This window comes from Klebsiella sp. Q11 (assembly GCF_964241505.1).
Classification (GTDB): Bacteria; Pseudomonadota; Gammaproteobacteria; order Enterobacterales; family Enterobacteriaceae; genus Klebsiella; species Klebsiella michiganensis.
This window is the reverse complement of the sequence record NZ_CAXSXW010000006.1, coordinates 219,422-243,689: the sequence shown is the minus strand read 5'-3', so window position 1 is coordinate 243,689 and position 24,268 is coordinate 219,422. Positions and strand designations below refer to the sequence as shown.

30 protein-coding genes are annotated in these 24,268 nt (G+C 56.3%); 20 read left to right on the top strand and 10 right to left on the bottom strand.

Annotated elements, in window-relative coordinates:
• Window positions 1-11: 11 nt before the first annotated feature.
• The gene (locus tag ACESQ2_RS11935) at window positions 12-470 is read right to left on the bottom strand and encodes a hypothetical protein (RefSeq protein ID WP_231536277.1); all 459 of its coding nucleotides are present in this window, start codon (window positions 468-470) and stop codon (window positions 12-14) included.
• A 467-nt stretch (window positions 471-937) separates the two neighbouring features.
• On the opposite strand from ACESQ2_RS11935, the gene ACESQ2_RS11930 reads away from it, so the two are divergent.
• A complete protein-coding gene (locus ACESQ2_RS11930; RefSeq protein ID WP_080850463.1) occupies window positions 938-1,438 on the top strand; it encodes a hypothetical protein in 501 nt (166 codons plus the stop codon).
• A gap of 26 nt (window positions 1,439-1,464) precedes the next feature.
• Here the strand turns inward: ACESQ2_RS11930 and ACESQ2_RS11925 are convergent, their stop codons facing one another.
• Together ACESQ2_RS11925 and ACESQ2_RS11920 are read right to left on the bottom strand one after the other, a co-directional pair.
• Entirely contained in the window at window positions 1,465-2,517 is a 1,053-nt protein-coding gene (locus ACESQ2_RS11925) for a phage portal protein (protein WP_231536279.1), read from the bottom strand.
• Window positions 2,517-4,238, bottom strand: coding sequence for a terminase large subunit domain-containing protein (locus tag ACESQ2_RS11920; RefSeq protein ID WP_063106269.1), 1,722 nt, complete (start codon window positions 4,236-4,238; stop codon window positions 2,517-2,519). Before ACESQ2_RS11920 ends, ACESQ2_RS11925 begins: the two co-directional genes overlap by 1 nt.
• A gap of 160 nt (window positions 4,239-4,398) precedes the next feature.
• Here ACESQ2_RS11920 and ACESQ2_RS11915 point away from each other — a divergent pair, with 160 nt between their 5' ends.
• The 17 genes from ACESQ2_RS11915 to ACESQ2_RS11835 all read left to right on the top strand — a co-directional run bounded on the left by ACESQ2_RS11915 (window position 4,399) and on the right by ACESQ2_RS11835 (window position 16,626).
• Window positions 4,399-5,232, top strand: a complete 834-nt coding sequence (locus tag ACESQ2_RS11915) for a GPO family capsid scaffolding protein (RefSeq protein WP_117251309.1) — start codon at window positions 4,399-4,401, stop codon at window positions 5,230-5,232.
• A 24-nt stretch (window positions 5,233-5,256) separates the two neighbouring features.
• A complete protein-coding gene (locus ACESQ2_RS11910) occupies window positions 5,257-6,306 on the top strand; it encodes a phage major capsid protein, P2 family (protein ID WP_231536280.1) in 1,050 nt (349 codons plus the stop codon).
• 47 nt (window positions 6,307-6,353) lie between these two features.
• Window positions 6,354-7,250, top strand: coding sequence for a phage terminase small subunit (gpM, locus tag ACESQ2_RS11905; protein ID WP_231536281.1), 897 nt, complete (start codon window positions 6,354-6,356; stop codon window positions 7,248-7,250).
• 102 nt (window positions 7,251-7,352) lie between these two features.
• On the top strand, window positions 7,353-7,850 hold the full coding sequence (locus ACESQ2_RS11900) for a head completion/stabilization protein (RefSeq protein ID WP_231536282.1): 498 nt from the start codon (window positions 7,353-7,355) through the stop codon (window positions 7,848-7,850).
• Window positions 7,850-8,050: a tail protein X gene (locus ACESQ2_RS11895; RefSeq protein ID WP_231536285.1), complete on the top strand. Its 201-nt coding sequence runs from the start codon at window positions 7,850-7,852 to the stop codon at window positions 8,048-8,050. Before ACESQ2_RS11900 ends, ACESQ2_RS11895 begins: the two co-directional genes overlap by 1 nt.
• A complete protein-coding gene (locus ACESQ2_RS11890) occupies window positions 8,041-8,322 on the top strand; it encodes a hypothetical protein (protein ID WP_040205281.1) in 282 nt (93 codons plus the stop codon). The genes ACESQ2_RS11895 and ACESQ2_RS11890 overlap by 10 nt, the downstream gene beginning before the upstream one ends.
• A complete protein-coding gene (locus tag ACESQ2_RS11885) occupies window positions 8,319-8,870 on the top strand; it encodes a lysozyme (protein WP_231536287.1) in 552 nt (183 codons plus the stop codon). The genes ACESQ2_RS11890 and ACESQ2_RS11885 overlap by 4 nt, the downstream gene beginning before the upstream one ends.
• Window positions 8,867-9,262 carry a DUF2570 domain-containing protein gene (locus ACESQ2_RS11880; RefSeq protein ID WP_231536288.1) on the top strand — a complete coding sequence of 132 codons (396 nt, stop codon included), beginning with the start codon at window positions 8,867-8,869 and terminating at the stop codon, window positions 9,260-9,262. Before ACESQ2_RS11885 ends, ACESQ2_RS11880 begins: the two co-directional genes overlap by 4 nt.
• Before the next feature lie 25 nt (window positions 9,263-9,287).
• Complete coding sequence (locus ACESQ2_RS11875; protein WP_254910982.1) at window positions 9,288-9,410, top strand: hypothetical protein; 123 nt, start codon at window positions 9,288-9,290, stop codon at window positions 9,408-9,410.
• Entirely contained in the window at window positions 9,407-9,865 is a 459-nt protein-coding gene (locus ACESQ2_RS11870; protein ID WP_134897968.1) for a phage tail protein, read from the top strand. The genes ACESQ2_RS11875 and ACESQ2_RS11870 overlap by 4 nt, the downstream gene beginning before the upstream one ends.
• The gene (locus ACESQ2_RS11865) at window positions 9,862-10,503 is read left to right on the top strand and encodes a phage virion morphogenesis protein (protein ID WP_134897969.1); all 642 of its coding nucleotides are present in this window, start codon (window positions 9,862-9,864) and stop codon (window positions 10,501-10,503) included. Before ACESQ2_RS11870 ends, ACESQ2_RS11865 begins: the two co-directional genes overlap by 4 nt.
• Entirely contained in the window at window positions 10,503-11,087 is a 585-nt protein-coding gene (locus ACESQ2_RS11860; RefSeq protein WP_231536292.1) for a phage baseplate assembly protein V, read from the top strand. The genes ACESQ2_RS11865 and ACESQ2_RS11860 overlap by 1 nt, the downstream gene beginning before the upstream one ends.
• Window positions 11,084-11,449 (top strand): GPW/gp25 family protein, encoded by a 366-nt coding sequence (locus ACESQ2_RS11855; RefSeq protein ID WP_231536297.1) that lies wholly within the window; start codon window positions 11,084-11,086, stop codon window positions 11,447-11,449. The genes ACESQ2_RS11860 and ACESQ2_RS11855 overlap by 4 nt, the downstream gene beginning before the upstream one ends.
• Window positions 11,436-12,335, top strand: a complete 900-nt coding sequence (locus tag ACESQ2_RS11850) for a baseplate J/gp47 family protein (RefSeq protein WP_231536298.1) — start codon at window positions 11,436-11,438, stop codon at window positions 12,333-12,335. The genes ACESQ2_RS11855 and ACESQ2_RS11850 overlap by 14 nt, the downstream gene beginning before the upstream one ends.
• Window positions 12,328-12,924 carry a phage tail protein I gene (locus ACESQ2_RS11845; protein ID WP_231536299.1) on the top strand — a complete coding sequence of 199 codons (597 nt, stop codon included), beginning with the start codon at window positions 12,328-12,330 and terminating at the stop codon, window positions 12,922-12,924. The genes ACESQ2_RS11850 and ACESQ2_RS11845 overlap by 8 nt, the downstream gene beginning before the upstream one ends.
• A 4-nt stretch (window positions 12,925-12,928) precedes the next feature.
• The gene (locus ACESQ2_RS11840; protein ID WP_250951373.1) at window positions 12,929-15,202 is read left to right on the top strand and encodes a hypothetical protein; all 2,274 of its coding nucleotides are present in this window, start codon (window positions 12,929-12,931) and stop codon (window positions 15,200-15,202) included.
• 266 nt (window positions 15,203-15,468) lie between these two features.
• Window positions 15,469-16,626: a phage tail protein gene (locus ACESQ2_RS11835; RefSeq protein WP_250951374.1), complete on the top strand. Its 1,158-nt coding sequence runs from the start codon at window positions 15,469-15,471 to the stop codon at window positions 16,624-16,626.
• A gap of 137 nt (window positions 16,627-16,763) precedes the next feature.
• Here ACESQ2_RS11835 and ACESQ2_RS11830 read toward each other — a convergent pair whose 3' ends face one another.
• From ACESQ2_RS11830 to ACESQ2_RS11805, 6 genes are read right to left on the bottom strand one after another with little or no spacing between them, the layout of a single operon-like run.
• Window positions 16,764-17,252: a phage tail protein gene (locus ACESQ2_RS11830; protein ID WP_231536254.1), complete on the bottom strand. Its 489-nt coding sequence runs from the start codon at window positions 17,250-17,252 to the stop codon at window positions 16,764-16,766.
• 14 nt (window positions 17,253-17,266) lie between these two features.
• Window positions 17,267-19,978: a phage tail tape measure protein gene (locus ACESQ2_RS11825; protein WP_250951375.1), complete on the bottom strand. Its 2,712-nt coding sequence runs from the start codon at window positions 19,976-19,978 to the stop codon at window positions 17,267-17,269.
• A complete protein-coding gene (locus tag ACESQ2_RS11820) occupies window positions 19,968-20,108 on the bottom strand; it encodes a GpE family phage tail protein (RefSeq protein WP_032415160.1) in 141 nt (46 codons plus the stop codon). The genes ACESQ2_RS11825 and ACESQ2_RS11820 overlap by 11 nt, the downstream gene beginning before the upstream one ends.
• A gap of 32 nt (window positions 20,109-20,140) precedes the next feature.
• Window positions 20,141-20,440 (bottom strand): phage tail assembly protein, encoded by a 300-nt coding sequence (locus ACESQ2_RS11815; protein ID WP_231536251.1) that lies wholly within the window; start codon window positions 20,438-20,440, stop codon window positions 20,141-20,143.
• A 54-nt stretch (window positions 20,441-20,494) separates the two neighbouring features.
• Window positions 20,495-21,010: a phage major tail tube protein gene (locus ACESQ2_RS11810; protein ID WP_231536249.1), complete on the bottom strand. Its 516-nt coding sequence runs from the start codon at window positions 21,008-21,010 to the stop codon at window positions 20,495-20,497.
• On the bottom strand, window positions 21,010-22,191 hold the full coding sequence (locus tag ACESQ2_RS11805) for a phage tail sheath subtilisin-like domain-containing protein (protein ID WP_231536248.1): 1,182 nt from the start codon (window positions 22,189-22,191) through the stop codon (window positions 21,010-21,012). Before ACESQ2_RS11805 ends, ACESQ2_RS11810 begins: the two co-directional genes overlap by 1 nt.
• 152 nt (window positions 22,192-22,343) lie before the next feature.
• Here ACESQ2_RS11805 and ACESQ2_RS11800 point away from each other — a divergent pair, with 152 nt between their 5' ends.
• Window positions 22,344-23,498 (top strand): phage late control D family protein, encoded by a 1,155-nt coding sequence (locus tag ACESQ2_RS11800; protein WP_231536246.1) that lies wholly within the window; start codon window positions 22,344-22,346, stop codon window positions 23,496-23,498.
• A gap of 44 nt (window positions 23,499-23,542) precedes the next feature.
• Window positions 23,543-23,791 carry an ogr/Delta-like zinc finger family protein gene (locus ACESQ2_RS11795; protein ID WP_136454893.1) on the top strand — a complete coding sequence of 83 codons (249 nt, stop codon included), beginning with the start codon at window positions 23,543-23,545 and terminating at the stop codon, window positions 23,789-23,791.
• Between the two features lie 26 nt (window positions 23,792-23,817).
• Here ACESQ2_RS11795 and ACESQ2_RS11790 read toward each other — a convergent pair whose 3' ends face one another.
• On the bottom strand, window positions 23,818-24,204 hold the full coding sequence (locus ACESQ2_RS11790; protein WP_250951376.1) for a hypothetical protein: 387 nt from the start codon (window positions 24,202-24,204) through the stop codon (window positions 23,818-23,820).
• Between the last annotated feature and the right edge of the window lie 64 nt (window positions 24,205-24,268).

Below are 24,268 nucleotides of genomic sequence, written 5' to 3'. Positions count from 1 at the left end.
ATGTGAAAGGGTTATTTTTGCCAGTAGTGTGGCCTTTCCCCACGAACCATCTGACAGACGCGATCATGAAAATTCTCTCCCTCATCGCCGATATAATGACTTAAATCAACATAATGAAAAGGTTTATCACCTCCAGTCATAGCTTTGACGTAGTTAGTAAAGTCATATGCGACATAGGTTGCAAAACAATTAGAATATCCGTTGCCGCGGTGAGTCTGAGAGATAAAAACGGAGTCAATAGTCATCGAAATCACTATATCATCCGGGTTGGCATTATCTCCCCCAAACATGTAGGAGCAGTATCCAATAGCAGCTCCATTGTGGACTAATGTTACAACGTTGTAATAATCAGATGCTTTAACAGTGTCATAGGCGGCGTAAGCACCGAAATCCTCATCAGAGAAGGAAAATGAGTCCGGTGTAACATCTTGAATTCTATTTCCATTTATGTTTATGCATGTCTTTCTCATGGCGCTATCCTAGTTTTCTGAATGTGATAATGAAAGAGCATCTTCTGATTTTTCAATCACGACCTCAATACATTGCTAAAAAGGATATTGATAAGGTGATATGTGCAAAAAAGCGCACAAAATTGCACAATTTTTGAAACGTCGTTTTTGCTACGCAGCGCCAGCACTGGCGAGGCTTTGGCGGTTTGCACAAAGTGCACAAAAAGAGGCACGTTTAGCGCGCAGGCGAGGCGGGGGAGCAAGCGCGCGCTTTGGGGGTAGGGAAGGGGTCGGCATACCTCGCCAAAAGCCGCCTGCCGGGCGCGCACTTTCGCGGTGCATCCGGCGAGCGCGCAGGCAAAAGCCCGCCAGAATGGCGCTGGTGAAGCGTGGTAATGATGCTTGCGGCTTTAAAGGTGGATGGCCTTGCCAGCAGTTGTCGGGACGGGCAAAATGGGCGTGAGTTAAATACGTCTACGAGGTGAGCAATGAGCCACTTTGACGATCTGTGTCAGTTAAGTTTTGCGGTTGAAGAAAAGAAGAAAGATGTAGAGCGCCTCATTAAACGTGAGGCGACACGCCTGGTATCATTTTACAAGGGCTGGCTGGGCCTACCAGCTGAGCACTGGATCGATGAACGCGGCGAGCGTCGTCCGTATGTTGATGTTGGTTTTATTGGGAGTGGCGGCACCTTTCAGCCCGCTCGCATTAATGAGATGCCAATGCAAACCGATGGTACCCTGCAAATGGTGCTGCGTACTGCGACAGGTAGCGACAGGGATTTGCCTGCGGTTACCGTTCCAGTCAAGCTGCAGGTGATGTCTGCGGGAGGCGATGGGATTGATGTCGCGATCAGTGTGGATGGCGATAAGCCTATTCCGGTTTTTGTTATGGGTACTGATGAATACTCTTATTCAGAGGTGGCATTGAAGATTAAAAGCCACATCCAGAAAGCCATTCAAAAGCAGTACCCCGCCTCACTTAAGTAAGCACAACCCCGCCACTGGCGGGGTTTTTAGTCTTGCGGTGTCAGCAACGCGTAAGGGTTGAAGCGGATCACCTCTTCACTGAGCCAGTCGTTAACATGCTTCATCGCCTCCATGACCGGTGTCAGCTCGTTGACTGCGAATACTCGCGCCGCCTTCTCGACGTCGCCGAACGATCCGTTGCCTTCCGGGATCGCACCCATCAGCTGCGGTGGCACGCGGTGAGCTGCGAGCATGTCATCTCGGGTGGAGGACTTCACACCCACAAACTCATCCTTCGCCGATATCTGGCTGAACGGCAGGATCTGCACGGCGTCTTTGCCGACACCGGGCGCACTCAGCAGGATGTTTTTAAATGCCCCGCCGCGTCGTGTATCGGTCAATGTCTTCTTCAGGTTCTCCAGGCTTTCCCCGTCAGCCACTGCACTGCTGACGTAGACAATACAGCCGGCATGCGACCCGTTGTCATAGTAGAGCTTGCGGAACTTGTCGGCGGAGTGGGCCAGGTTGGCCGACAGCAGGCCGGCGAAATACTCCGGCATGCCGTAGATCTCCTGGTGAATGTCGGGGTTGATCACATGGCACACCGAGCCGGTCTCGAACTGGTGATCGTCAAGCCCGGACTGAATAAACCAGTAGGTGTCGAGGTCAGAGCCTCGCCGGGTGTACTTCGCCAGTGAGTTACGAAAGCCCATTGGCCCATTCAGGCGGTTACGGCGCATCTCAAGGTACGCATTGCCGAACACAAACCAGTCGAGCGCAAAGGCGGAGAACGCCTGGCGCGACAGCAGTTTGTGCGGGATAAAGCACCCGGCCAGCACGTTCCGCTTGAAGAACAGCGCCGACTGATGCCAGCTCGCATAGCCGAACTGGCGGGCCAGTCCGTACCAGCTGATCGGCGTCTCGTAGTACCGGCCATTGTTGGCGCAGTACATGTTATCCAGCAGGTCATGAGCACCGGTCACCGGCCACGGCCCGTCGAACGTGAACGCGCTCAGGCCGGGGGCTGACTTCAGCGCGTCGGCGAGGTCGGCTTGCTCTCTGGCATACTGCCTGCCGCGCGGGGATTTTCGTCTGCTCATCAGTACTCCATAACAGTCATAGTGTTGCCGCCTTCCTGACCCAGCGGCTCGTTAACGGTGGCAAGCATGGTCGCCCAGGCGAGATCGCCGTGACTCACACCACGGGCGCGGTCGGTATCGTAGGTGATGACGCCGCCGGGAGTGACCACCTTGCGCACGGCACAGAAAGCGGTGATCAGGTCATATTCGCCGCGGTCATACTCCCAGCGGCCGGCGCGAATCAGTTGCAGCATCTTCAGTACCAGCATGCGCTTGCTCGCTGGCGAAAACTGGTAGCACACCGCCGCCGGAAAACGCTTCTTCACGAGCTGGTAAACCGCCTCGCCAATGCCGCTGCCGTCGATGCCGATGTGCTGCACGTTGTAGCGCGTGAGCATGTTAATGATCATGGCGGCCTGCGCCTCAAACTCCATGCCGCGCACGCGAATAGTTTCAATAGTGCGGAACTTGCCGCCGGGGATCAGTGGCGCCGCGTTAACAGAGATGGCCCCGCTGTCGCCTTTGCCGCTGGAGCCGTTGGGGTCGTAGCCAATCCACACCGGGCGATCGGCCATTGGCCGCATGGCGTAAGGCTTCCAGTCCGGCCACTCGTCATAGCCGTCCGCGCCGCAGCTCAGCAGCATGTTGTAGTCAAAGGCGGTTTCGCCGTTCTTGATGAAGGTGCAGGCATAGAGGTTGTCGTACTCTTCCGGGCTGTTTTCCTCGCGGATTTCGTCAATGTCAGTCAGATCCCAACCGTTATCGACCGCATCCTGCAACGTGACGATCTGGCGCCAGATTTTGTCCGGGCACATCAACCCACTGTTCAGCGTTTTCCAGGACGTGTCGAACTCCACGCGCTTACCGTGGCTGCGACCTTTGTTGAACGCCTCACCAGACCAGAAGGGGTACGCCTCGTGACTCTCTGCCGACGGCGTCGAGAAGTAGGTACGCGTCAACCCCTTCAGGGTCGCCATTGCGCCGGCCACTTTCTTCAGGTTGGCAAACTGCCCGACCCAGAAAAATTCGTCAAAGTACAGGTTGCCGGTGTACGACTGCGCGGTTGCAGCTGACGTGCCGAGAAAGTGCAGCTCCGCGCCGTTGAACAGCTGGATCATGTCACCGCCCTTTAGCTCAACATCAACTTCAGCAGCTGCGGCGCGAATGAAGCTGCGGAACTGGTACGCCTGGCGGCGGCTGGCCGACAGAAATATCTGGTTGAGCTGATGCTTGTACTTCACGTCATCAGACAGCGCACGCAGCAGCGCTTCCCGGGCAAAGTACCAGGTTGCGCCAACCTGTCGGCTTTTCAGGATCGCCCGGTTACGGTGGTGATGGTTCTCATACCAGGTTTTCTGATGCCAGTGCAGCGAGTCGATGATATTGGCCCGCAGCGCGGAGATCTGCGCCTCGGAAAAGAAGTTCTGTTTCTTGCGGATCTTCTTCTTCGGCTGCGTCACTGGTGTGCCGTTATCCAGCTTTTTGAGCTGTCGCGTCAGCAGGTCAATTTCCTTGAAGTCGCCACCGGTCTTTGTGTCCTTACTGGTGAGCTGGATCAGTCGTGCATCAATGGACGTCGTGACGCGCTGGATCGGTGGCGTGGTGTCCCATTCGTCACGTTTTTTCCATGAGTAAATCGTGTTCTGATTGATACCCATCAGGCGTGCGATTTCCGCCGGCGGGTATCCCTGCCAGTAGAGCTGCCGCGCCCGCTGCATGATGAATGCTTCTTCAATCGCCATTTGTCCTCCTCGCTTCCTGCCGGGGAGATTAACCCGCGCGCGTGTGCCCTTTCGCCCGCTTTTGGTTGTGACAGTTCCCTCACAACAACAACGCGTTGAGCGCGTGCGTCACCGCCTGCCATCATCACCGGGAACTCAGAAACCGAGCGAGTAAACGAACATGGCAGGCACAACCAAACCCCGTAAGAAATTCCGCGTTGCCGTCTCCGGTAATACCGTTGATGGCCGCGAAATTCAGCCGCAACACCTTCGCGATGCGGCGGCGAACTACAGCCAGGAAGTGTACGGCGCGCGCGTCAACATCGAGCACTATCTCTCCCCGTATCCAGGCAGCGACTTTGGCGCGATGGGCGATGTGGCAGCACTCAGCACCGAGGATATTACCGAAGGGCCTCTGGCCGGTCGTACGGCGCTGTATGCGGAAATTGAACCGTCTGATCGCATGGTGCAGATGACCAATAAGGGGGAGAAGGTCTACTCCAGCATTGAGCTGCACCCGCAATTCGCCCTTAACGGCAAGGCCTATATCGTGGGGCTGGCGATGACCGATACGCCGGCAAGCCTCGGCACCGAACGCCTGAAGTTTGCCACCCAGCAGCGCGCATCGGTGATGGCCTTCAACAACCAGCAGGCAGAGCCGCCGATGTTCTCCGAAGCCATTGAAGCCGAGGTCATTGAGCTGACCGCTCAGCGCAGCGACGAAGGGGCGAAGTGGTATAGCCGTGTGATGGGCATTATCAGCAAAGGCCAGAAAACTGACGATCAGCGCTTCAGCCAGATGCATCAGGTCGTTGAAGCCGTGGCGCAATCACAATCTGAACAAATTGACCAGTTCAACGCCGCTGAACTGGAGCGCCAGCAGGACAAAGCCGCCATCCAGAAGCTGACCACCGACCTTGCCGCGCTGCGTCAGCAGCTGGAAGGCACTGACGGCAATTTCAGCCAGCGCCAGCCAGCGAACGGCGGCGCGAACGCGCAGCTCGCTGACTACTGATATCTATAACGAGAGAACCCGCACATGAGAAACTCCACCCGCAGGCACTTTGACGGTTACGTTGCCCGTCAGGCGCAGCTGAACGGCGTCACCGCCGCCGCCGTCGCGGCGCAATTCAGCGTTGATCCGACCGTGCAGCAGCGCCTTGAGGCCGCAGCGCAGCAGGATGATGCTTTCCTGAGGCTGATTAACGTCTTTGGTGTTGAAGAGCAGATCGGCCAGAAAATCCTGATCGGCAGCAAAGGCCCGCTGGCGGGCGTCAACAACAGCACCACCAACCGTCGCAATCCCGGCGCTAACGACCAGATGGACGCGTACAACTATCTGTGTCGTAAAACCAACTATGACTACGCCGTCAGTTACGCGCAGATGGATGCGTGGGCGCATCAGCCGAACTTCCAGCCGCTGATTAGCTCGGCGATGGCCCGTCAGATGTCGCTCGACCGCATCATGATCGGCTTTAACGGTACCAGCTACGCCGACCCGTCAGACCGCGCAGCGAATCCGCTGTTGCAGGATTGTGGTATTGGCTGGCTGCAAAAAATCCGCAACGAAGCGGCGCACCGTCGCATTACCGGTGTGACGATCACTTCGCGCAACCAGAACAACGCCATTGTCGCCGAGGGCACCTACGGCAACGTAGCGGCTGCGGTCTATGACGCCAAAAACAGCCTCATGGACGAGTGGCATAAGCGCAACCCTGACAACGTGGTGATTTTGTCCGGCGATCTGCTGACAACCAGCAACTTCCCAACCATCAACGCCATGAGCCAGACCAACCCGAACACCGAAATGCTGGCCGGTCAGCTGATTGTGGCGCAGGAACGCGTAGGCAATATGCCGACCTTCATCGCGCCCTACATGCCGGGTAACGCGATCCTCATCACGCCGTTTAAAAACCTCTCGATCTACTACCAGCGCGGCGGCCTGCGCCGGACGATCAAAGAGGAGCCGGAATACAACCGTGTGGCAACGTATCAGTCCTCTAACGATGACTTCATTGTTGAGGATTACGGCGCGGTGGCCTTTATCGACGGCATCACCTTCGCTGAAAAAGCAGAAGGCGGCGAGTAACCGTGCACAGGGCGGGCTTCGGCCCGCCGTTATTCGGGGAAGAGATAATGCTGACACCGGCACAAAAACATTTTCAGAAGGTCATGGCCGAACGCCATGGCAAAACAGACGAGCAGTCCGATACCGCGCGGACGGCGCACGAGCAGATCATGCACCGGCTGCGCATGGATCAGAGTGCATTGAGGCGAGTGCAGTCTGACCAGGCGAAAGCGGCCATGAAACGGCAGTTGCTGCCGCATTACGAGGGCTGGATCGAGGGCACGCTCGACGGCGACAGTGGCCGACAGGATGAGGTGATTGTCACCCTGATGGTCTGGGCGATTGATGCCGGTGATTACGCGCTGGCCGCCCGCATTGGTCGCTACGTCGTCACGCACGGCCTGCTGATGCCTGACCGCTTCAACCGTACCGCCGCTACCGTTCTGGTCGATGAGATTTGCGATCCGATTCTGGTGCAGGTCAAGGCAGACGATACCACCGACGTCACGCCATATCTGACGGTACTCGATGAAGTGGCGGAGTTCACCGCCGGCAGTGATATGCCCGACGTGGTTCGCGCCAAGCTCTGCAAGGTGCGCGCCTTTGCGCTGCGTAACGGCACAATGGAAGAACAGGCGACCGCGCTGGAGTTGTTGCGCCAGGCGCTGACGCTTGATGCGGGCGCCGGGGTGAAAAAAGAGATCGACCGGCTGGCTCGCGTGGTGAAAAAAGCCGCCGCGCAGACAGGCGCCGACGGGGCTGAGAGCACCGATGGTTCCGATGGCACTGGCGATGCTGACGGAGGCACCGCAGCGGACAGCGCGGGTGCGGGAGACGCTGCAGTATCGTCAAATCCGGCGGTGGCGGCCAGCGCCACAACGACGAAAACCACCCGCAAAAGCCCAACCCGTAAGACGGCAGCGCGCAAAACAACAGCGAAAAAAACGCCTGCCGCCAAAAAATAACCGACTTGCGCCCCGTGCGCTGGCGGCGCGGGCGGAGATCTGCAACGCATGGCGTTTGCTTTTCTCCGTCCGCTCACCGCCACCCATTCAGGAGATGACGCGATGAGCCTTGTAGCCGGTCGCACTGTTATCCCCTCTTCGGAGGATGTACCAGACACTGACGATGGTGGCGAGAAAGTCACTGCCGGAACGTTCTGGCCGGAAATTGCCCTGAGCGATGTGCGCATGGAGATGCGCATCAATGGCGCGGTGACGACTTCGCGCCTCAAACAAGCGGTTATCGAAGGCGTGTCTCACACCCTCGATCAGCTCGCTGACTGGCAGGCCGCCCAGCTCGCAGCGGGTTACACCCGACTTGCTGATGTTCCGGCGGTAGCAGTTAACGGTGAGAGTGTGAAGGTTCACCGATACCGCCGCGCGGTATTCAGCATCGCCCGTGCGCACATCCTCGGCACGAACCGGGACGTGGACACCACCGGTGATGCGGGCGAGAAACGCGCCGTCGCGCTGACTTCACAGGTCGATGACATGTGGCGCGATGCGCGTTGGGCGATCTCCGACATTCGCGGCACCGTGCGCAATACAGCGGAGGCGTTCTGATGAAAGTCAAAGCGTTGCAGGGCGACACGGTAGACCTGTTATGTCAGCGGCACTACGGCTCCACGCAGGGCGTGACGGAGATCGTCCTCGCTGCTAACAAAGCGCTGGCCGGTCAGATCTTTCTCGACGCCGGCCAGGTGGTAGAGCTGCCGGAAATCAGTGCCACGGCGACGAAGGAGACCGTACAGCTATGGAGCTGATTAATCGTATCTGGAATGGCGTGACGTACTCCTGGTCAACATTGCTGACAGGCGTCGGTGTCATGACGCAAAAGGACTGGCTGACCGCTATCGGCATCCTGATTGGTATCGCTGCCGCTGCGCTGGGTGAACTGCATCGGCGCCGTATGGCGCGCATTCACGAAACCAATAATGCGTTACTGAACGAACTGATCGACGCGATTCGCGACGACACCGAGAACCGCCAGGACGTTAAAGAGCTGATCCGCACCATCCGGGAGGCGCCGCGATGAAAAAACGCATTATTGCCTGCTCAACCGCCGCGATCATTTCGCTGGCCGCCACGCTGTGGCCGCAGGCGCTGCGAACCAGCCCGGAAGCACAGCTAAAGATGGCGAAGTATGAGGATTGTCGCAAAACCCCGTACTACTGCCCGGCGGGCGTGCTGACAGTGGGCATCGGCTCCACCTCAAAGGTGGAGAACCGTGAATACGCCGAGGGCGAGATTGCCGAACGCTGGTTTAACGATCTTTTGCGCGCCGAGAAATGCGTTAACCGTGAATTTAAAGGGACTTCCGCGCCACAAAAAGTCTTTGAGAGCATGACCGATGGCACGCTTAACGTCGGTTGCACCGGACTGGGCTGGTACACCAACGGCAAAGGCCAGAAGGTGCGAACCACTCTCTGGCGCCACGCGCAGGCCGGTAACTGGAAGGGCGTATGCGAACGGTTGACGGACTTTGTGAACTCCGCCGGGAAACGCTCGCAGGGACTGGTTAACCGTCGGGAAGACTTCAAAGCCTGGTGTCTGTCTGATCCCGCCATCAAGGGGGCGAAATGAAAGGATTGATAGTCGCATTCGCGGTGCTTCTGGTCTTGTTTATTACGGTCTGTATCGGATTTAACGGTGAGACAAATAAACGCCAGGCAGCCGAAAAAACTCTGGCTAATACCACGCTAAAACTGAATCAAACCGGCGAGGTGCTGGCCGAGGTCAGGGCGCTGCGCCAGGACGTCAGCCAGGTGGAAGCCGGACTGAAGAAACTGAATCAGCAACGAAACGCAACAGGAGAACACCGACGTGAAAACATCAAAACCGCACTGGCCGGTAACGACTGCGCCGTTGCTCCCGTGCCTGTTGCTGGCGCTGACAGCCTGTACCAGCGAGCCGAAGATGTCAGCGCCGCAGATTATTCAGGAACCTTTACCGGAAAGCCTGACGGCAAAAACTGACGTTCCGCCACCACCGGTCAGGCCGATGACGTGGGGCGGGCTTGCCGTCTGGACAGATTCATTACTTGACGCGCTGGATACCTGCAACGCCGACAAGGCGGGCATTCGTGAACTGGAACTGCGGCGTATCGCCAGGGGGATAAAGTGAAAAAAGCTGAACTGCTGCGCACTGCGCTGATCGCCGGTAACACCTGGTGCAAAGCCAACCCTGAACTGATCACCGTCTGGGTGGAGAAAGGGCATATTCAGATTGAAGCGACCGGCGAAGCCTCGTTCATGTACCACTACACCATTCAGGTACTGGCGATGGATTTTCCCGGCCAGATTGACGATCTGATGCTGCCGTTGCTGGCGTGGGTATGGCAGCAACAGCCCGACCTGCTGCTGAACCCGGACAATAACCGCAAGGTAGAATTTGACGCCGATATCGTCAATGACGACGTCGCCGACATTCTGTTTAAGGTGCCGGTCTGGGAGCGCGTCATGGTGACAAACAGCAATGGCGCGCCGAAGGCGGAGCATCTGGCTGAGCAGCGCCCCCGCTTTAACGGCGGTGAGTGGGAAATGGTCTTTGATCCGGAATCCGGGGGATCGCTGGCATGAGTCATGATGATGCGCTGTTCAGTCAGCTTGATACGGTATTTGCGGCCATTTTGTCGGGCATGTCTCCGGCAGGGCGCCAGCGAACCGCACGCAGCGTCGGTACCATGTTGCGTCGGAGTCAAAGCTGGCGCATCGGCAGGCAGGAAGCACCGGACGGCTCAAAGTTCCCGTCCCGACGTCATCGCGTGTTGCGTTCACAGGCAGGGATAGGCTTTGTCTGGCAGGGTGAAAACCGTCGTCTGCGTAACTGGCGGGCCGTTCGTGGCCGTCGCGGCCGCATGCTGACCGGCTTCGATGAAGAGCGTGGCGCAGTTCGCTCGTTCTACCGCGAAGACATTGAGCGGTATCTCGATATCAACTTTAACGAGACGCGCCGCAATACCACGAAAGCCGATCCAATGTTCCGGCGTTTACGTACCGCGCGTTTTCTGAAAACCCGCGCCACCGCTGACGGTGCGGAGGTGGGTTATTCCGGCGTGGCAGCACGTATCGCCCGCGTCCATCAGCTTGGCCTGCGCGATAAAATCAATGACAGCGGTGCAATGGCAACCTATCCCCGCCGTGAGTTGCTGGGCCTGAGTAAGACCGACCGAATGGCGATAGCTCGCCAGGTAATTGACTCGCTGGGGGTACGCTGATGGGAATTGCCGAACTGCTTCGCCTGCTGGAGAACATTGCGCGCACCGGCACGGTGACGGAGATTGACGAGAAAAGTGCGCGCGTTCGGGTGCAGAGCGGTGGGCTGGAAACCACCTGGCTGCGCTGGAACGCACAGCGGGCCGGGGCGTTTAAGGTCTGGGTGCCGCCATCTGTCGGCGAGCAGGTCTGGTTCCTGTGTCTGGGTGGCAATACCGACGTCGCATTTATCGGCGGAAGCCTGTACAGCGATGACAATCTTGCACCAGGCGTATCGCGCAACGAGATGGTAGTGACAGCGCCGGACGGCGCGACGTTTCGCTACGACGCGGAGGCGGGCGCATTGCAGGTGAAGGGTATTCAATCCGCTGTGGTTGAGGCGTCAGTCAAAATCACGCTGGACACGCCGGAGGTGGAGTGCACCAACCTGCTGACCACCAAAAATCTGAATGTCACCAAAGGCGGCGAGATGCATGGCGATATCACCCACACCGGCGGGGCATTTACCTCTAACGGCGTGCAGGTGGATGACCACGACCACGGCGCTGTCGAGCGCGGCGGAAGCTGGACGGAGGGTACGCGATGACAGAGCGCTATCGCGGCATGAATGCCGCAGGCACCGGCACCCTGACCGACGAGGATCATGTGTGGCAGTCAGTTAACGACATTCTGCTGACGCCGGTTGGTAGTCGCCTGATGCGCCGTAACTACGGCTCACTGTGCCCTGATCTGATCGACAGCCCGCAAAACGACGTCACACGCCTGCAGCTGATGAGCGCGGCGGTGATAGCGCTGGCCGCATGGGAGCCGCGGATCGTGCTGGACACCATCAATGTGATGTATTCAGCCAGTGGCGCGGTGACTGCTGAGATGTCCGGCATGCTGACCGAGACCATGGAAAAGAGCACCCGCGCGGTGACGCTAAGGAGCGCCAATGCCAACAATTGACCTATCGCAGTTGCCATCACCGACCATTATCGAGGCGCTGGACTTCGAGACCATCCTCATTGAGGTCAAAGCGGTCATGGTGGCGGCCTTTCCGGAGGATATGCGAAGCGCAGTCGCGGCAGCGATGGAGCTGGAGTCGGAGCCGCTGAACATCGTCGCTCAGGCGATGGCTTACCGGGAGATGTTGTTGCGTCAACGCATCAATGAAGGCGCCGCAGCCTGCATGCTGAGCCATGCGACCGGCGACGATCTGGATAATATTGCCGACAATCTGGACACAGAACGCCTGATTATCACTGAAGCAACGGATACCGCAGACGCCGTGATGGAAAACGATGAAGCGCTACGCCTGCGCGCACAGGCCGCATTTGAGGGTATGAGTGTTGCCGGGCCATCGGCGGCCTATGAGTATTTTGCCCGAAGCGCCAGTGGCAAGGTCGCCGCCGTACGCGCAACCAGCCCAGCACCGGCGGAAGTGGTGATCGCTATCCTGTCCAGTGACGGCGATGGCACCGCATCAGACGAACTGATCGCGACGGTTCAGGCAGCGGTAAATGACGAGGATGCCCGACCGCTGAGCGACCGCGTGACAGTGCGCAGCGCGGAAATCATTGAATACACCATTGATGCCACGCTCTACCTGTATCCGGGGCCGGAATCCGAACCCATCATTAATGCCGCGCTGGCGTCGCTGCGGACATTTCTGGCGGACGCCGATAAAAAAATTGGGCGCGATGTGGTGCGTTCTGCCATATCGGCTTCATTGCACGTTCAGGGTGTACAGCGCGTGGTGATTAACGCCCCGGAAAGCGACCTGCAGATCGATAACACACAGGTTGCACGCAATACCGGATACACCGTGGAAAACGGCGGCACGGATGAGTAATTCTCTGCTGCCGCCGTCTTCCGGAAACTGGCTCCGCTATACCGAAGCGGGCACCGCCAGACTGTCGGCGATCACCGTCGCGCTTCGTACGCTATGGACGCCGACAGTCTGCCCGGTGGATTTACTGCCCTATCTGGCCTGGGCGTTGTCAGTGGATCGGTGGGACAAGAGCTGGCCGGCAGAACGAAAAATTGCCGCCATCCAAAAATCGTACTGGCTACACCGGCGCAAGGGTACGCGCGCGGCGGTGCGTCGGGTGATTGAGGATATGGGATTTTCAGCGACGTTTGCCGAGTGGTTTGATGTCGGTGACAAGCCGGGAACCTTCAGGCTCGAAGTGGACATAAACGAAGTCGGGCTGACACAAAAGACCCTGGCTGAATTGAATCGCTTGATTGACGACGCAAAACCAGTCAGCAGACACCCGACGCAGCTCAACATCGCGGCAAAAGTAAAGGGGGATATCTGGACGGGATCAACGCTGTGCAGCGGAGACATTATCAGTATTTATCCTGCCGATTTTGATGCTGAAGACAACATTATTTACAACGGCGTGATTTTCCACGACGGCAATTTTAATTACGGGTAAGACTATGACCAGACTGCCAGAATCCTCATCGTGGGAAGAAGAGATTGAGCTTATTTCCAGGCGCGAGCGCGTTTCCGGAGGGCTGGACGGTGTGGCAAACAGACCGCTCAAAAGCCTGGCTAATCGCACCCGCTACCTTAAGGGAAAGTCCGATGAATCAGAACGTCTTGTCGCTGAAAAAGTCAGTGCGGTAAAGACATTTGAGGAAGGCGCGACCCTGGCATCGCCGCGGGAAGAAATCCTCTATGGCAAATATCGCCTTGTGTGGACGGGCGATTTTCCAAAGACCGTACCAGCAGGCAGCACGCCAAAAGAAACCGGCGGGACGGGGGCGGGTGCCTGGGCTTACACTTCAGATGCTGTTATTCGCCAGAGTCTGGGAGCGGATGATGGCATGAAGTTGCTCGGAAGATGCCGCAGCCTCTCTTCACTCCGGGTGACTGAACCCACCGACACTAATCAGGCCATTATTCTGCGACGAGCTGTGCAGGATGGTCATGATATTAATGTGACGCTCTGGTATGACGCAGAAGACACTGAAACCCCTGATGACGGGTATTCCGTTTTCGTCACCGGGAAAGGTGCCCGCTGGAAAGCAGACATATCCAGAGGGATTGATATTCGTCTGGCGGGTCTTTTGGCTGACAACTCCAATCTTGGATCGGTGCTGAATACCATCTTTAGTGGTGAAATAGAGAGGGTTAAAGCGGCTGGCACCATCAAAGGGGCCATTACCTCCGTTTTCATTCCGGCATCACGTCGTCCGTACACGATTGACGAGTCTGTATTTATTCCGTCATTTATGTGCCTGAGTACAGACGGGTATGTCTATATGAATTATCCATCCGCGACAGGCAGCGCGTTCAGTATTAATAACGCCGCTCTGGATATCGCCTCAGGCGGCATGCCGTCTAACCCCGCAGATGTTCAGGGCTGTAAAATATTTAATGCCAATGGGGGAAGGTTCATTCTTACCGGCCCGGGAGGAAATGTATCTACAGGTACCGGTCTTTACGTCGGCGACCCCAATACCAGCGTTTTCGCCGTTCGTGATTTGATGATTTGTGACCTGACAATCATCGGCTTCAAATACGGAATTCAGATAACGGCGCGTAATAATTTCATAAACACGTTTTATGGGATTATCTCAATGCTGAACCAGTACGGTGTTTATGTCTCAGGTGGTCAGGCCCTGAACGCCGGCGAGAAAATGATTTTCGAAAAATGCACAATCGGGAATAACTCTGTTGCGCATTTCTGGTTTCAGGCTCCGATGTGGCACTACATCAACAACTGCTCACTGGATTACACCAGTGCTGATGTATTCCTGGTAGGGAATCTGTCTCAGGTATCAAGGATTCTCATTCAGGGCGGCCATGTTGAAGGGGTTCCGGGTTATCTGGTGAACTGTCCTGCCGCGCCGGGGATACCAGTTAAGGTGCAGTTCCGTGACACCCAGCTCTATATGAACGGCGCCAACAACTCCATGCGTCAACTTATCCATGCGCCGGGTGGTGGTTGTGCGGTTTCTTTTGAAGAGTGCGACTGGACGTTTACTGAATATTTTGAAAGCTCTCAGTACATTTCGCTGAGCGGTTATAGCGACGGCACAGAGGCGAATAACCGCTGTGTTATTACCAATAAAAGCCCTCGCGTCACCGGGCTGCGTAGCTCACAGATTCTGCCGCGATATAACAATGGCCTGATGGGCTGGCGATTCAATTTTGTCGGAACAGAGGGGGCTTCAGTTCTTAACCTTACCGATGCCAACACAAAAATCACGGTCTCCAGTTCAAATACTGACGTCAGCGCAAAATACGGCGCAGCAACCAGCGACGGCGCGAGGGCGATTGAGATTACCACAGCCGCAGCAACTGATGTCGTCGAACTGCTGTTGACCCCGTATTATCCGGCAAAAACTCGCCCGGCATGGTGTGGCGGCGCATCGGTTAATATTGCAGGCGTCACAGCAGGGGAATGCGACATGTACCTCGTTGCACGCACCTACGAAGAGCCAACGCTATCTTTCAACAGTACAACCTCTGTCATTACTACTAACCGCGCTGTTGTGACGAACTATGTTTCCGACGTTATCAATGTGAGCGAAATTTTCAGCAAGGACGGAACGCCGCTGACAGCGGCCGATTACGTGGGGGTCTGGCAGAGCGTGAGCCAGGCGCAGTACGCTGACTCCTGCCGGTTAGCGCTGAGATTTACAGGGTTTGTCGGTACCGTAAAAGTGAAACTCCCGGTTTTTTGGCAAGCTTCGGTTCTGTGAGGTGTTATGTATTATTTACGGAAAAGACAATCAGTCGATAATCTGAATCAGTATGAAATATCAAAAAGCGAAACGGGAGATATTATTGTTGCCTTCGATACGGAAGACGTGGAAAGGGCAATTGATGACTCAATAAATCATATTATTAATTCACTTGGGATAAAGACGCAATTCGGTGTTTCTGTTTCCTGATAACGGAAGAAAAATATCAGGGGGCCGCGTGGCGCGTAAATGGCAATCATCAGGCTGACACGGAATCAATCAAAATGAGTAAAATTTTTAAATCTGTCATAACCCTCGCAGGGCGTGAAAAAATCGCATCTGCAATAGTTAACGGCAATAAAGTTATATTTTCCGAAATGTCAGTGGGTGATGGTGGCGGTGCTGCAACTACGCCCGGTGATGAGCAGACTTCGCTGGTTCGTGAAGTTTTCCGAACTCAACTGAACAGCCTGAAACTGTCCGATACCGAAAATATAATTATCGCAGAGATGATAATCCCGCCAGAAGCGGGCGGATTTACCATCAGAGAGGCCGCGCTGTTTGATGATGCCGGTGTGTGCATGGCAGTTGCCAACGTCCCGGAAACGTATAAACCAGTACTGGCGGAAGGTTCGGGGCGTTTTACCATTCTCCGCATCTGGCTGGCGGTCAGCAGTACCGAAGCTGTCGAGCTGGTCGTTGATCCGGGTATCGTGCTGGCAACCGTAGAAGATGTGATTAACACCGGTAATGAGATTAAAGATTATACCGATGAGCAGTTAAGCGAGCACGCAGGCTCAAGGGATCACCCTGACGCCACACTGGAAGAAAAAGGCTTTACCCAACTGAGCAATGCTATTGACAGCAGCGATCAGGATAAAGCCGCAACCCCCCTTGCGGTAAAGCGAGCCATCGAATCAGCCATACGCGCGGCATGGGAGCTGGATAACCCTGTCGGCACCGTAAAATTTTACGCGCAGAACGTTGACCCTAATGAGCGCTACCCGTGGACGGAATGGATCTATACCGGGGAAGATAAAACCATTCGTATCGGTAAAGCCAGCGGCGCAAACGTCGGTAAGACTGGCGGCAGCGATACCGCCACACTCCAGCAGGCCAACCTGCCCGCTGTGCAGATTGACGTGAGTGGCGAAACCAGCGAGCAGCCAGAGCAGAAGCTGACGACCACGCGCGGCGGTGTTCACAATCATGGTGGCGTGGCCGGTAAGGATGACCCCTGGGAGATTGGCGGCGATGTGCGGCAGCTCTTTAACCCGAAAGAGCTGGGTGTGACCGATGACGCCGGAGAGCACGACCACGAAGTCACGGTACCGGCGCACAAACACACGACCAGCGGCAAAACCGCCAACCTCGGCGAAGGTACATCGTTCAGCGTGGTGGAAGCCCACACCCTGCTGATGTGCTGGGCGAGGGTGGCGTAGTATCGAGTACCGTCAAAATTAACAGTGCTGCAGTTCAGTACAGCACCACCGGGAATAACAGTGCGGTACCATCACGGTCAGAAATGGCGATGTCTGCCGGTAGTGAAAGCCCCTTACTGAAGGGGCTTTTTTGTGGATTAAAACAGGCTCTTGATAGAGGTTGAAACAGAGTTAACCGCTTTTGTCGCGCTGGACTTCAGATCATCCAGCACATCACTGACTGACGACGTCTGTAGCTTCTCGCGAAAATCTGCATCCGCGCGACTCAGGCTGATCGTGAACTCAATCTTTTTTGGGTTGCCGTAGCGATCAAACTCCGTCTTTCCCCGCTCCAGCCGCGTCATTACGTACATCCCGTAAATCTGCCCGTCACCTTCAATCAGCGGCCAGGGGCGACCGGCAAAGCCGATTGTCTCCAGCGCCGACAGTGACCACCGCCCGCCGGTGATTTCCGGGTATAGCACACCGTCAAGGGTGATCGTATCGTCACCCGGCCCGATATACTGCCAGGCCGCCGACTGATTAACCCGGTCATTTTTAACGTGTCGCCACTCCTGCGAGTGCCGAAGCTGCTGATACGGGACAGTGCGCAGCGTAAAAACAAACATCCCGAATACCATCATCATAGTGATAATCCCCTTTATTCCCGATCGCGGTATGAACCACGGTTAGCTTTGCGGGTGCTGGCCATCGCATCACGCACAGCGTTGCGAACCATTTTTTCAAGCTCCTGATCCGAGCGTTTGCCGACGTCGTTAAAGACCAGCTGGAAGAACGGCGCAGCACCCGACGAGGCAGCGACCGGCGCAGATGTTGCCCCCTGTGTCGCCGTCGGTACCGACAGAACGCCGCCGGCCGCAGCCGCAGACACGCGAGGCACAGGCGGCGGAATAACCCGCGCCTCCTGATAGGCACCACGCAGCGCCAGCGCACGCGGCAGGTTTTTAAAGACAATATCGCCGGGGCCGATTTTCTTCGTATTGTTGGCCGTTGCTTTGGTATTCGTATCGATGTTTTTCAGGTGGCCCTGAACGCCAGTGATAACCGGCGGCTTGCTGCCACCGACCGATTTTGACACCGTTGCCTGACCCAGCGGGAGCTGATGCCCGGCCAGCACCGCCGCAGAAGCCTCCAGTTCCCGCTGAGCCTTGTCGGCCTGCTGTCTGGCTTTGTCGATCCCCTCAGGGATGAGATCCAGTTTCTTAAGTAGCCAGTCCACACCGTTCATGAGTTGTTGAAGCGGCCACAGCAGAACACTAAGCGCCGTCCCCATCACCCGCCCGAAGGTCTCCCCGGCAGAAGCGCACTTATCCAGTGTATCTTTGCTGGTTTGCATCGGACTAAGCAGATTTTTGAACCACTCCCATACGGCTTTAACACCGCTACCCAGCGCAGAAAATACCGGAGCCATTGCTGAAAATGCAGCCCTGAGAGGGGCCAACCCCTGCCAGATCCCACTAAGAAATCCACCAAAGAATGCCTTAATGGGCTCCCAGAATTTCCAAATAATCAGCCCCGCTGCGATAAACGCCAGCGCAATCAGTCCGGGGAGGCCGAGCAGCGTAGCAAGAATGATGCGCGTCCCGGAAAGGACGAGATTAAGGGCGGCAATGCTGGAGGTTGCTGTGATTGAAGAAAGGCCGATCATGCTGATAGCAAGCTTGAGCTTAGCGAACGGGCCAAGTATGAAGCTGGCAACCAGGCTTGCCACACCAATCACACCAACCAGCGATACCAGCGCGGCAGTGACAAGTACAAGCGTCTTTGTGAGTCCGGGGTTTTCTTTGACCCATGCCCGCAGGCTGTTAACGCTGGCCGTAATCGCCTGCACAAGAGAACGAAGGCTTTTATCCATTCCCGTCAGCACTTCCGTGCGCAGCCCGTCAAATACCCCGCTCAGCTTGCTGATATCACCAGGCAGATTATCGCGCAAGGTCTTGCCCAGCCTGTCTGCGCTTCCCCTGGTGTCACCGAGACGATTAGAAACGTTCGCCAGCGCCGAAAGAAACGCCGGGATCTGGTCTATAGACAGGTCTTCAATCGGGGTACCAAAAAGCGAAATCGCGGCATTAGCCCGCGTCGCCGGATCCTGAATGGACAGCAGCCCTTTTGCGGCCTTCTCCATCGCCTTGCGCGCACTCTCACCGCCCGTGGCTATCGCTGACGACATGGCCGCTGCGTCAAGACCGATCGCCTTGTAGGCGCTGACGCTGTTTTTTGACATATCAGAGCCGCGAATGCTGAATTCCTTGATGGCATCCCCGGTTTTATCCAGCGCGAACTTACCCTGCTGCGCCATATTGACCAGCAGCGACATGGCTTCCGCACCGGTAAAGCCCATATTGCGGAAGTGGGTGGAATACTCGTGAAGGATTTCCGGCATCTCGCCGCGCATCTGCGTGGAAACGCGCTGCATGCCCGACGTGATAAGGTCGAATGCCTCATCACTACTGCGGGCGAGCCCGTTTTTCATCATGATCGCCGCCATCTGGATATGTTCCGTCATATCCCCGCCGAGGGCGGCTTGCAGATCCAGCGCCTTGCGGGAGATGCGCGTCAACTCTTCGTCACCCACCGCGCCGAGCGCACCCAGCGTACTGCGAACGCCCGCCACCGCCTCGGATATACGGGCCAGATCGCGACTGACGCCAGCGGCGTTAATATCCTGAATGATGCGGGAGTAGCGACCGCCGGATGCGGCACCCTCACCATTCTGGGCAGCAATAACGGAGGCGTGCTCCTGAGTCTGGATTTGCGGTGCCATCAGCCGTGCGCCCAGATAGCCAGCCCCGGCACTCGCCGCCGTCATCACCAGACCAGCACCACGCATCTTGCCGGCAATCTCTTTCGCGCGGTCATACTGCATGCGCGCTTGCGTGGCCGCCGCGAGCTGGCGACGTTCGCGCTCAAGGGTCTGGTTATATTGCTCTGTTCGGCGAATGGCGCTGGCAATAGTCTGACTGCCGCCCGCAAGGGAAACGCCGTGGCGACGGAGCGCCTCGGAGGCTCCCCGGAGACTCTCGGTCTCTTTATCGCGTCGGACTTTGAGACGATCCAGCTTCGCCGCGAGATCGGTCATCTGCTGGCGTTGCTTATCCGTCAGCGTGGCACCTGACCGCTGGGCCTGCTTCAGTCCTTCCAGCGTGCGGGTGGTGTCGTCGATAGTGCGGGAGGTTTTTTTAACGCTGTCGCGTAGACGGTTGAAGGCGGCAGATTGCCGCTCAACCTCTTTGATTGAACCCTGCGTTTGCTTGAGGGAGTCCGAAAGGCCGCCAATCGCTTTACTGGCGGCACTGACCGGACGGGTGAGCTTGTCAATGGCACTGAACGCAACGCGAATACTAAGATCCATCGTCGTCATCCTCCTGTTCATGGTTGCCGCTTCTGATGGCCGCCTTCTCGCGCCAGGCCATCAGCTCGCGCAGCTCCATGCCGTACATCTCGGAGGGCGGCCAGTGAAAAATAACTGCAATGTCGGCGATCAGATCGTCGACGTCAGAAAATACCGCCTCTCTTATTCGCTCTCCGTCTCCGCCGCGTTCGGTACGGACGGCGCCGGTTTCGTCAAAAAAGGCGTAATCTCTTCGCAGATGGCGGTAAAGTCACCGGTTGCCATAGTGCCAACATCAGAGGTGGTCAGTGATGGTATGGTGACGCGAGTCAGCAGCGTAGAGACCGCATCGAAATCGAAGTTCAGCACATCAACCAGACGCAGGCCGCGCAGGGAACCGGCCTGTTTGATATTGTCGTTGATGGTGATAGTAGTAATTTCCTGATCGCCGCGCTTAATCGGCTTACTGAGAATAATGGACATAACAGTTTCTCCGGGCGGCACACTGGCCGCCTTAAAGGTGAGTAAAAAGGGTTATCAGCTGCCGAGGCCCAGCGCCGACATAATGCGATCCGGATAGAGATTCTGACCGTTCCGCTTGTAGATGAAGTTCAGCAGGTCGATTTCCAGCAGCGGCTTATCGTCCACTGACAGCTTGTAGTAGGTGTTTTTGATGGCGTAGGTGTGGCTTGTATCATCCCCCTGTTTCGCATCACCCGGATCGATTTCCGTGATACGTCCGCGCATCTCAACTTCCAGTAACGAGCTGGTACCGCCGCTGTAAAACTCACCGACAAAGCGCAGGCGCATTTCGTCAATATCGCCGCCATATTTCAGGATCAGTTCTTCGACCACGCCGCCGACAATCATTGATGCGTCCAGTGCGCCGGAATCCAGCCCCAGATCAACCGCCACCGAACCGAGCATGCCACCGCCCTGGTAATCTTCGGTCTTGCGGGTTACTTTTGGCAGCGTCACGCTGGGGACTTTGCCGATATGGTTCACGCCGTCCACAAAGACGGTAAACAATCGAAGTTTTTTAGGAATAGCCACTATTCACCTCCCAGCGATGCAAAAGCGGATTCGTAATACTGATCGGTGAATGTCTGGATCATCGTCAGATCTTCCAGCGGTGGCACAGGGCTGTAGTTGTAACGCACGACAGCTTTACCCTGACGTATGCCCGTTACCGGATTATCAACGACGTCATACCAGCAGGCCGCACCAATCAGCTTGCCAGCCGTGACCAGCGCCTGAAGTTTGGCGTTAATCCCGCTCACCACGTCTTTCACGTTCGCAGGGGTCAGCGGGGTATCCACGGTAGTGAACTGCGCTTCTGCGATGCTGTCTGCCAGAATCTGCGCGGTTCGCGTGTACACCTCGAAAATGAATTCTTCGGTGTCGGTGGTGCGGTTGCCCCAGAAGCGGAAGCCATCGCGCTTAATCAGCGTGGTGATCTCGTTGGCGTTCAGCTCGTTGGCGTCAGAGTCTTCCGCCTGCAACGCCCAGAACACATCCTTCGAAATCCCCAGCACGTTTTTGACCGGCACGTTAGACAGTGATTTATGCCAGCCCTGCTCGTTGTCGATTAGCGCCCGCAGACCCAGCGCATAAGCCACGGCCGGGAATTCTTCATTCACACCGGTTAGCGGGTTATAGGCGATGAAGTTCGGCCAGATCAGCATGCCTTCGCGTTCCGCAAACGTCTCGCGGTAGGTTTTCGCCTCCGCAATGGTGTCGCAGCCGTCGCAGTAGCTGTATGAGAACGCCCGCAGCTGCTTCGCGATAACCCGCAACTGCGCGGTCACTTCGGCGGTATCGTACTCCGGAATGCCGAGAATGCGCGGACGATAGCCGGTTTTCTGCTCCGCCGTCAGAAAGGCAAACATACCCGTGTAACTGCCGTCCGCCTGCGTGCCGCCGATAATCAACTGCGACTGCGTTGGCTTACCTTCACCGGTCTCAGCTTCGGCAACGCGCACAACGATCACGCGGGTGCTGACCTGGTCGGAAATAGCTTTCAGCGATTTGTAGAGCGAACCGGTTTTACCTGCTTTTCCGAGTACGCTGATAACCCGCGTCACAAGCACCGGAGTGTTAAGTGGGAAGGTGGCGGGGTCGGCGTCTTCGGCTACCGCGACCAGACCAATGACCGTTGAATCAATGTCATTGATCGCGGTCTGGAGGTCGGTATTTTCCTTGACGCGCGCCCCGTGGAAAAAGTTGTCGGTCATACTCTACCGCCATCATGTTGAGTGAGTTCGCGGTCATCTTCGCCGGGATAGGGGCCGCTGTCGTGCATTCAGGGTTGTGACCATTCCGCCACAACAAAAAGCCATCGCCAGTATCGCGCGCGCATGAAACCATCAGCGGCGGAGGTAGATACATGACACTGACGACAGACACTATCGACAAAGCAAAAGCGTTACTGGACGAAGGGGCGCAGCGATTCCAGGACTATCAGTCCGAACTGTCACGCGTACCGGCCTTCAGCATCCTGATGGGCGGCAAAGCACTGACGCAGCTGGATCCGCGCATTATTTCGCTGGAGCTGACCGACAATCGCGGATTTGAGGCCGACGAGCTGACCATTGCTATCGACGACAGCGACGGATTGATCGAGCTGCCGCCGCGTGGTGCTGAGCTGTCTGTATCGCTGGGGTGGCAGGGCGAGCCGCTGGTTTACAAAGGGGTTTACACTGTCGACGAGGTTGCGCATTCAGGGCCGCCGGACAGACTGGAGATAACCGCCCGCAGCGCGGATTTCCGGGATGAGTTTAACGTTAAGCGCGAGGTGTCCTGGCACGACGTGACGGTCGAGCGCATCGTGTCGGCCATCGCCAGGCGTTACAAACTGACGCCGGTGATTTCCGAGCAACTGATGAGCGCCGAGATTGACCACGCCGACCAGACCCAGGAAAGCGATATGTCATTTCTGACGAGGATGGCCGACCTGCTGGGGGCCATTGCCACCATCAAAAACGGTAGCCTTCTGTTTATCCTGCCGGGTGGTGGCGTCAGCGCGAACGGCAAAGCCCTGCCGCAGTTTGCGATCACCCGCTCCAGTGGTGACCGGCATTCCTTCCGCATCGCCGACCGTGACGCTTACACTGGCGTGCAGGCGTACTGGCTGGATCTGGAGTTTGGCAAAAAGAAAAAAGTCACAGTTAAGGCACGAAAGAAAAAAACTGAGAAGAAGCCGCGAAGCAGCGCAAGGGAAGGGGATTATATCGCCGGTGAAGACGGCAACGTATTTGTGTTGCGTACCACGTTCAACAACGAGACGGCCGCCCAGCGGGCAGCCGCGGCAAAGTGGCAACAGCTCAAACGCGGCGCCGCAGAATTTAATATGACGCTGGCCTACGGCCGCGCAGATCTTTACCCGGAGATGCACGGCACGGTATCGGGATTTAAGACGGATATGAATAATCAGGACTGGATAATTGCGAAGGCCACGCACACGATCGACGAAGGCGGATTTAAAACGCAACTTGAGCTTGAAGCGAAAATACCTGAATGGATTGCAGAAACGGAGTCATAGCAGCCATAATAACAGTGAGTTCAACTCCCGCCCGGGAGGCCATCATGTTCAAGTGTCCTATCTGTGGTGCCGTTGCTAAGACGCGCACCAGTCGTCCATTGAGCAACACCACCGTTCGGCATTATCACCAGTGCCAGAACTTCGAGTGCAGCGTCACCTTTACCACGCTAAACAGCGTTGAAAAACTGGTGACAAAGCGTGGTCATCGTGAGAAGTTGCCACCTGGATTTATCCCCACGGATGCGTTTCCCGCCTCGCATTACGGCAACGATCAGCTTACTTTTGCTATATGAAAAAGCCCCGCTTTGCGGGGCTGGTTCTAAAGATTATGAGTGTAGGTTGATATAACCAATCCCGCATCATCCCCCTTGGATTTGGCGACTTCTTTACATGATTCCCTTGGGGATTCGAATGCAAATCCATTGTGCCCAAAGCGATTCAGCACACGCACTTCGCTGGTATTCTTTAAATACCAGACATGGGCATTTTGTGATAGAAAAGGCACGCAAACCCCCATAAGAATTATGGATTCGTAAACCTGAGGTGTAACACGGTCTTCGTTCGTGACCATAGTGATGATGCCACCATTGTCGTTTATCGAGAGGGGCCGCCAAGGTTTAAGAGATTTTTGCAAGACGGATTCGTTAGATGTCTGAGCCGTAACGCTAGCCGAGGCTAGCAGCAGTAAGAGAAAGAATTTTTTCATTGTTTAATTAATCCAGAGTTTGATAACAAAACACTCAAGTATTTGCTGCTGCTTAGTTGAAGGA

What these genes read in the sequence shown, in the direction of transcription:
- ACESQ2_RS11935 (WP_231536277.1), bottom strand. Translation starts at nt 470, where the DNA reads ATGAGAAAGACATGCATAAACATAAATGGAAATAGAATTCAAGATGTT.
- ACESQ2_RS11930 (WP_080850463.1), top strand. Translation starts at nt 938, where the DNA reads ATGAGCCACTTTGACGATCTGTGTCAGTTAAGTTTTGCGGTTGAAGAA.
- ACESQ2_RS11925 (WP_231536279.1), bottom strand. Translation starts at nt 2,517, where the DNA reads ATGAGCAGACGAAAATCCCCGCGCGGCAGGCAGTATGCCAGAGAGCAA.
- ACESQ2_RS11920 (WP_063106269.1), bottom strand. Translation starts at nt 4,238, where the DNA reads ATGGCGATTGAAGAAGCATTCATCATGCAGCGGGCGCGGCAGCTCTAC.
- ACESQ2_RS11915 (WP_117251309.1), top strand. Translation starts at nt 4,399, where the DNA reads ATGGCAGGCACAACCAAACCCCGTAAGAAATTCCGCGTTGCCGTCTCC.
- ACESQ2_RS11910 (WP_231536280.1), top strand. Translation starts at nt 5,257, where the DNA reads ATGAGAAACTCCACCCGCAGGCACTTTGACGGTTACGTTGCCCGTCAG.
- gpM (WP_231536281.1), top strand. Translation starts at nt 6,354, where the DNA reads ATGCTGACACCGGCACAAAAACATTTTCAGAAGGTCATGGCCGAACGC.
- ACESQ2_RS11900 (WP_231536282.1), top strand. Translation starts at nt 7,353, where the DNA reads ATGAGCCTTGTAGCCGGTCGCACTGTTATCCCCTCTTCGGAGGATGTA.
- ACESQ2_RS11895 (WP_231536285.1), top strand. Translation starts at nt 7,850, where the DNA reads ATGAAAGTCAAAGCGTTGCAGGGCGACACGGTAGACCTGTTATGTCAG.
- ACESQ2_RS11890 (WP_040205281.1), top strand. Translation starts at nt 8,041, where the DNA reads ATGGAGCTGATTAATCGTATCTGGAATGGCGTGACGTACTCCTGGTCA.
- ACESQ2_RS11885 (WP_231536287.1), top strand. Translation starts at nt 8,319, where the DNA reads ATGAAAAAACGCATTATTGCCTGCTCAACCGCCGCGATCATTTCGCTG.
- ACESQ2_RS11880 (WP_231536288.1), top strand. Translation starts at nt 8,867, where the DNA reads ATGAAAGGATTGATAGTCGCATTCGCGGTGCTTCTGGTCTTGTTTATT.
- ACESQ2_RS11875 (WP_254910982.1), top strand. Translation starts at nt 9,288, where the DNA reads ATGACGTGGGGCGGGCTTGCCGTCTGGACAGATTCATTACTTGACGCG.
- ACESQ2_RS11865 (WP_134897969.1), top strand. Translation starts at nt 9,862, where the DNA reads ATGAGTCATGATGATGCGCTGTTCAGTCAGCTTGATACGGTATTTGCG.
- ACESQ2_RS11860 (WP_231536292.1), top strand. Translation starts at nt 10,503, where the DNA reads ATGGGAATTGCCGAACTGCTTCGCCTGCTGGAGAACATTGCGCGCACC.
- ACESQ2_RS11855 (WP_231536297.1), top strand. Translation starts at nt 11,084, where the DNA reads ATGACAGAGCGCTATCGCGGCATGAATGCCGCAGGCACCGGCACCCTG.
- ACESQ2_RS11850 (WP_231536298.1), top strand. Translation starts at nt 11,436, where the DNA reads ATGCCAACAATTGACCTATCGCAGTTGCCATCACCGACCATTATCGAG.
- ACESQ2_RS11845 (WP_231536299.1), top strand. Translation starts at nt 12,328, where the DNA reads ATGAGTAATTCTCTGCTGCCGCCGTCTTCCGGAAACTGGCTCCGCTAT.
- ACESQ2_RS11840 (WP_250951373.1), top strand. Translation starts at nt 12,929, where the DNA reads ATGACCAGACTGCCAGAATCCTCATCGTGGGAAGAAGAGATTGAGCTT.
- ACESQ2_RS11835 (WP_250951374.1), top strand. Translation starts at nt 15,469, where the DNA reads ATGAGTAAAATTTTTAAATCTGTCATAACCCTCGCAGGGCGTGAAAAA.
- ACESQ2_RS11830 (WP_231536254.1), bottom strand. Translation starts at nt 17,252, where the DNA reads ATGATGATGGTATTCGGGATGTTTGTTTTTACGCTGCGCACTGTCCCG.
- ACESQ2_RS11825 (WP_250951375.1), bottom strand. Translation starts at nt 19,978, where the DNA reads ATGGATCTTAGTATTCGCGTTGCGTTCAGTGCCATTGACAAGCTCACC.
- ACESQ2_RS11815 (WP_231536251.1), bottom strand. Translation starts at nt 20,440, where the DNA reads ATGTCCATTATTCTCAGTAAGCCGATTAAGCGCGGCGATCAGGAAATT.
- ACESQ2_RS11805 (WP_231536248.1), bottom strand. Translation starts at nt 22,191, where the DNA reads ATGACCGACAACTTTTTCCACGGGGCGCGCGTCAAGGAAAATACCGAC.
- ACESQ2_RS11800 (WP_231536246.1), top strand. Translation starts at nt 22,344, where the DNA reads ATGACACTGACGACAGACACTATCGACAAAGCAAAAGCGTTACTGGAC.
- ACESQ2_RS11795 (WP_136454893.1), top strand. Translation starts at nt 23,543, where the DNA reads ATGTTCAAGTGTCCTATCTGTGGTGCCGTTGCTAAGACGCGCACCAGT.
- ACESQ2_RS11790 (WP_250951376.1), bottom strand. Translation starts at nt 24,204, where the DNA reads ATGAAAAAATTCTTTCTCTTACTGCTGCTAGCCTCGGCTAGCGTTACG.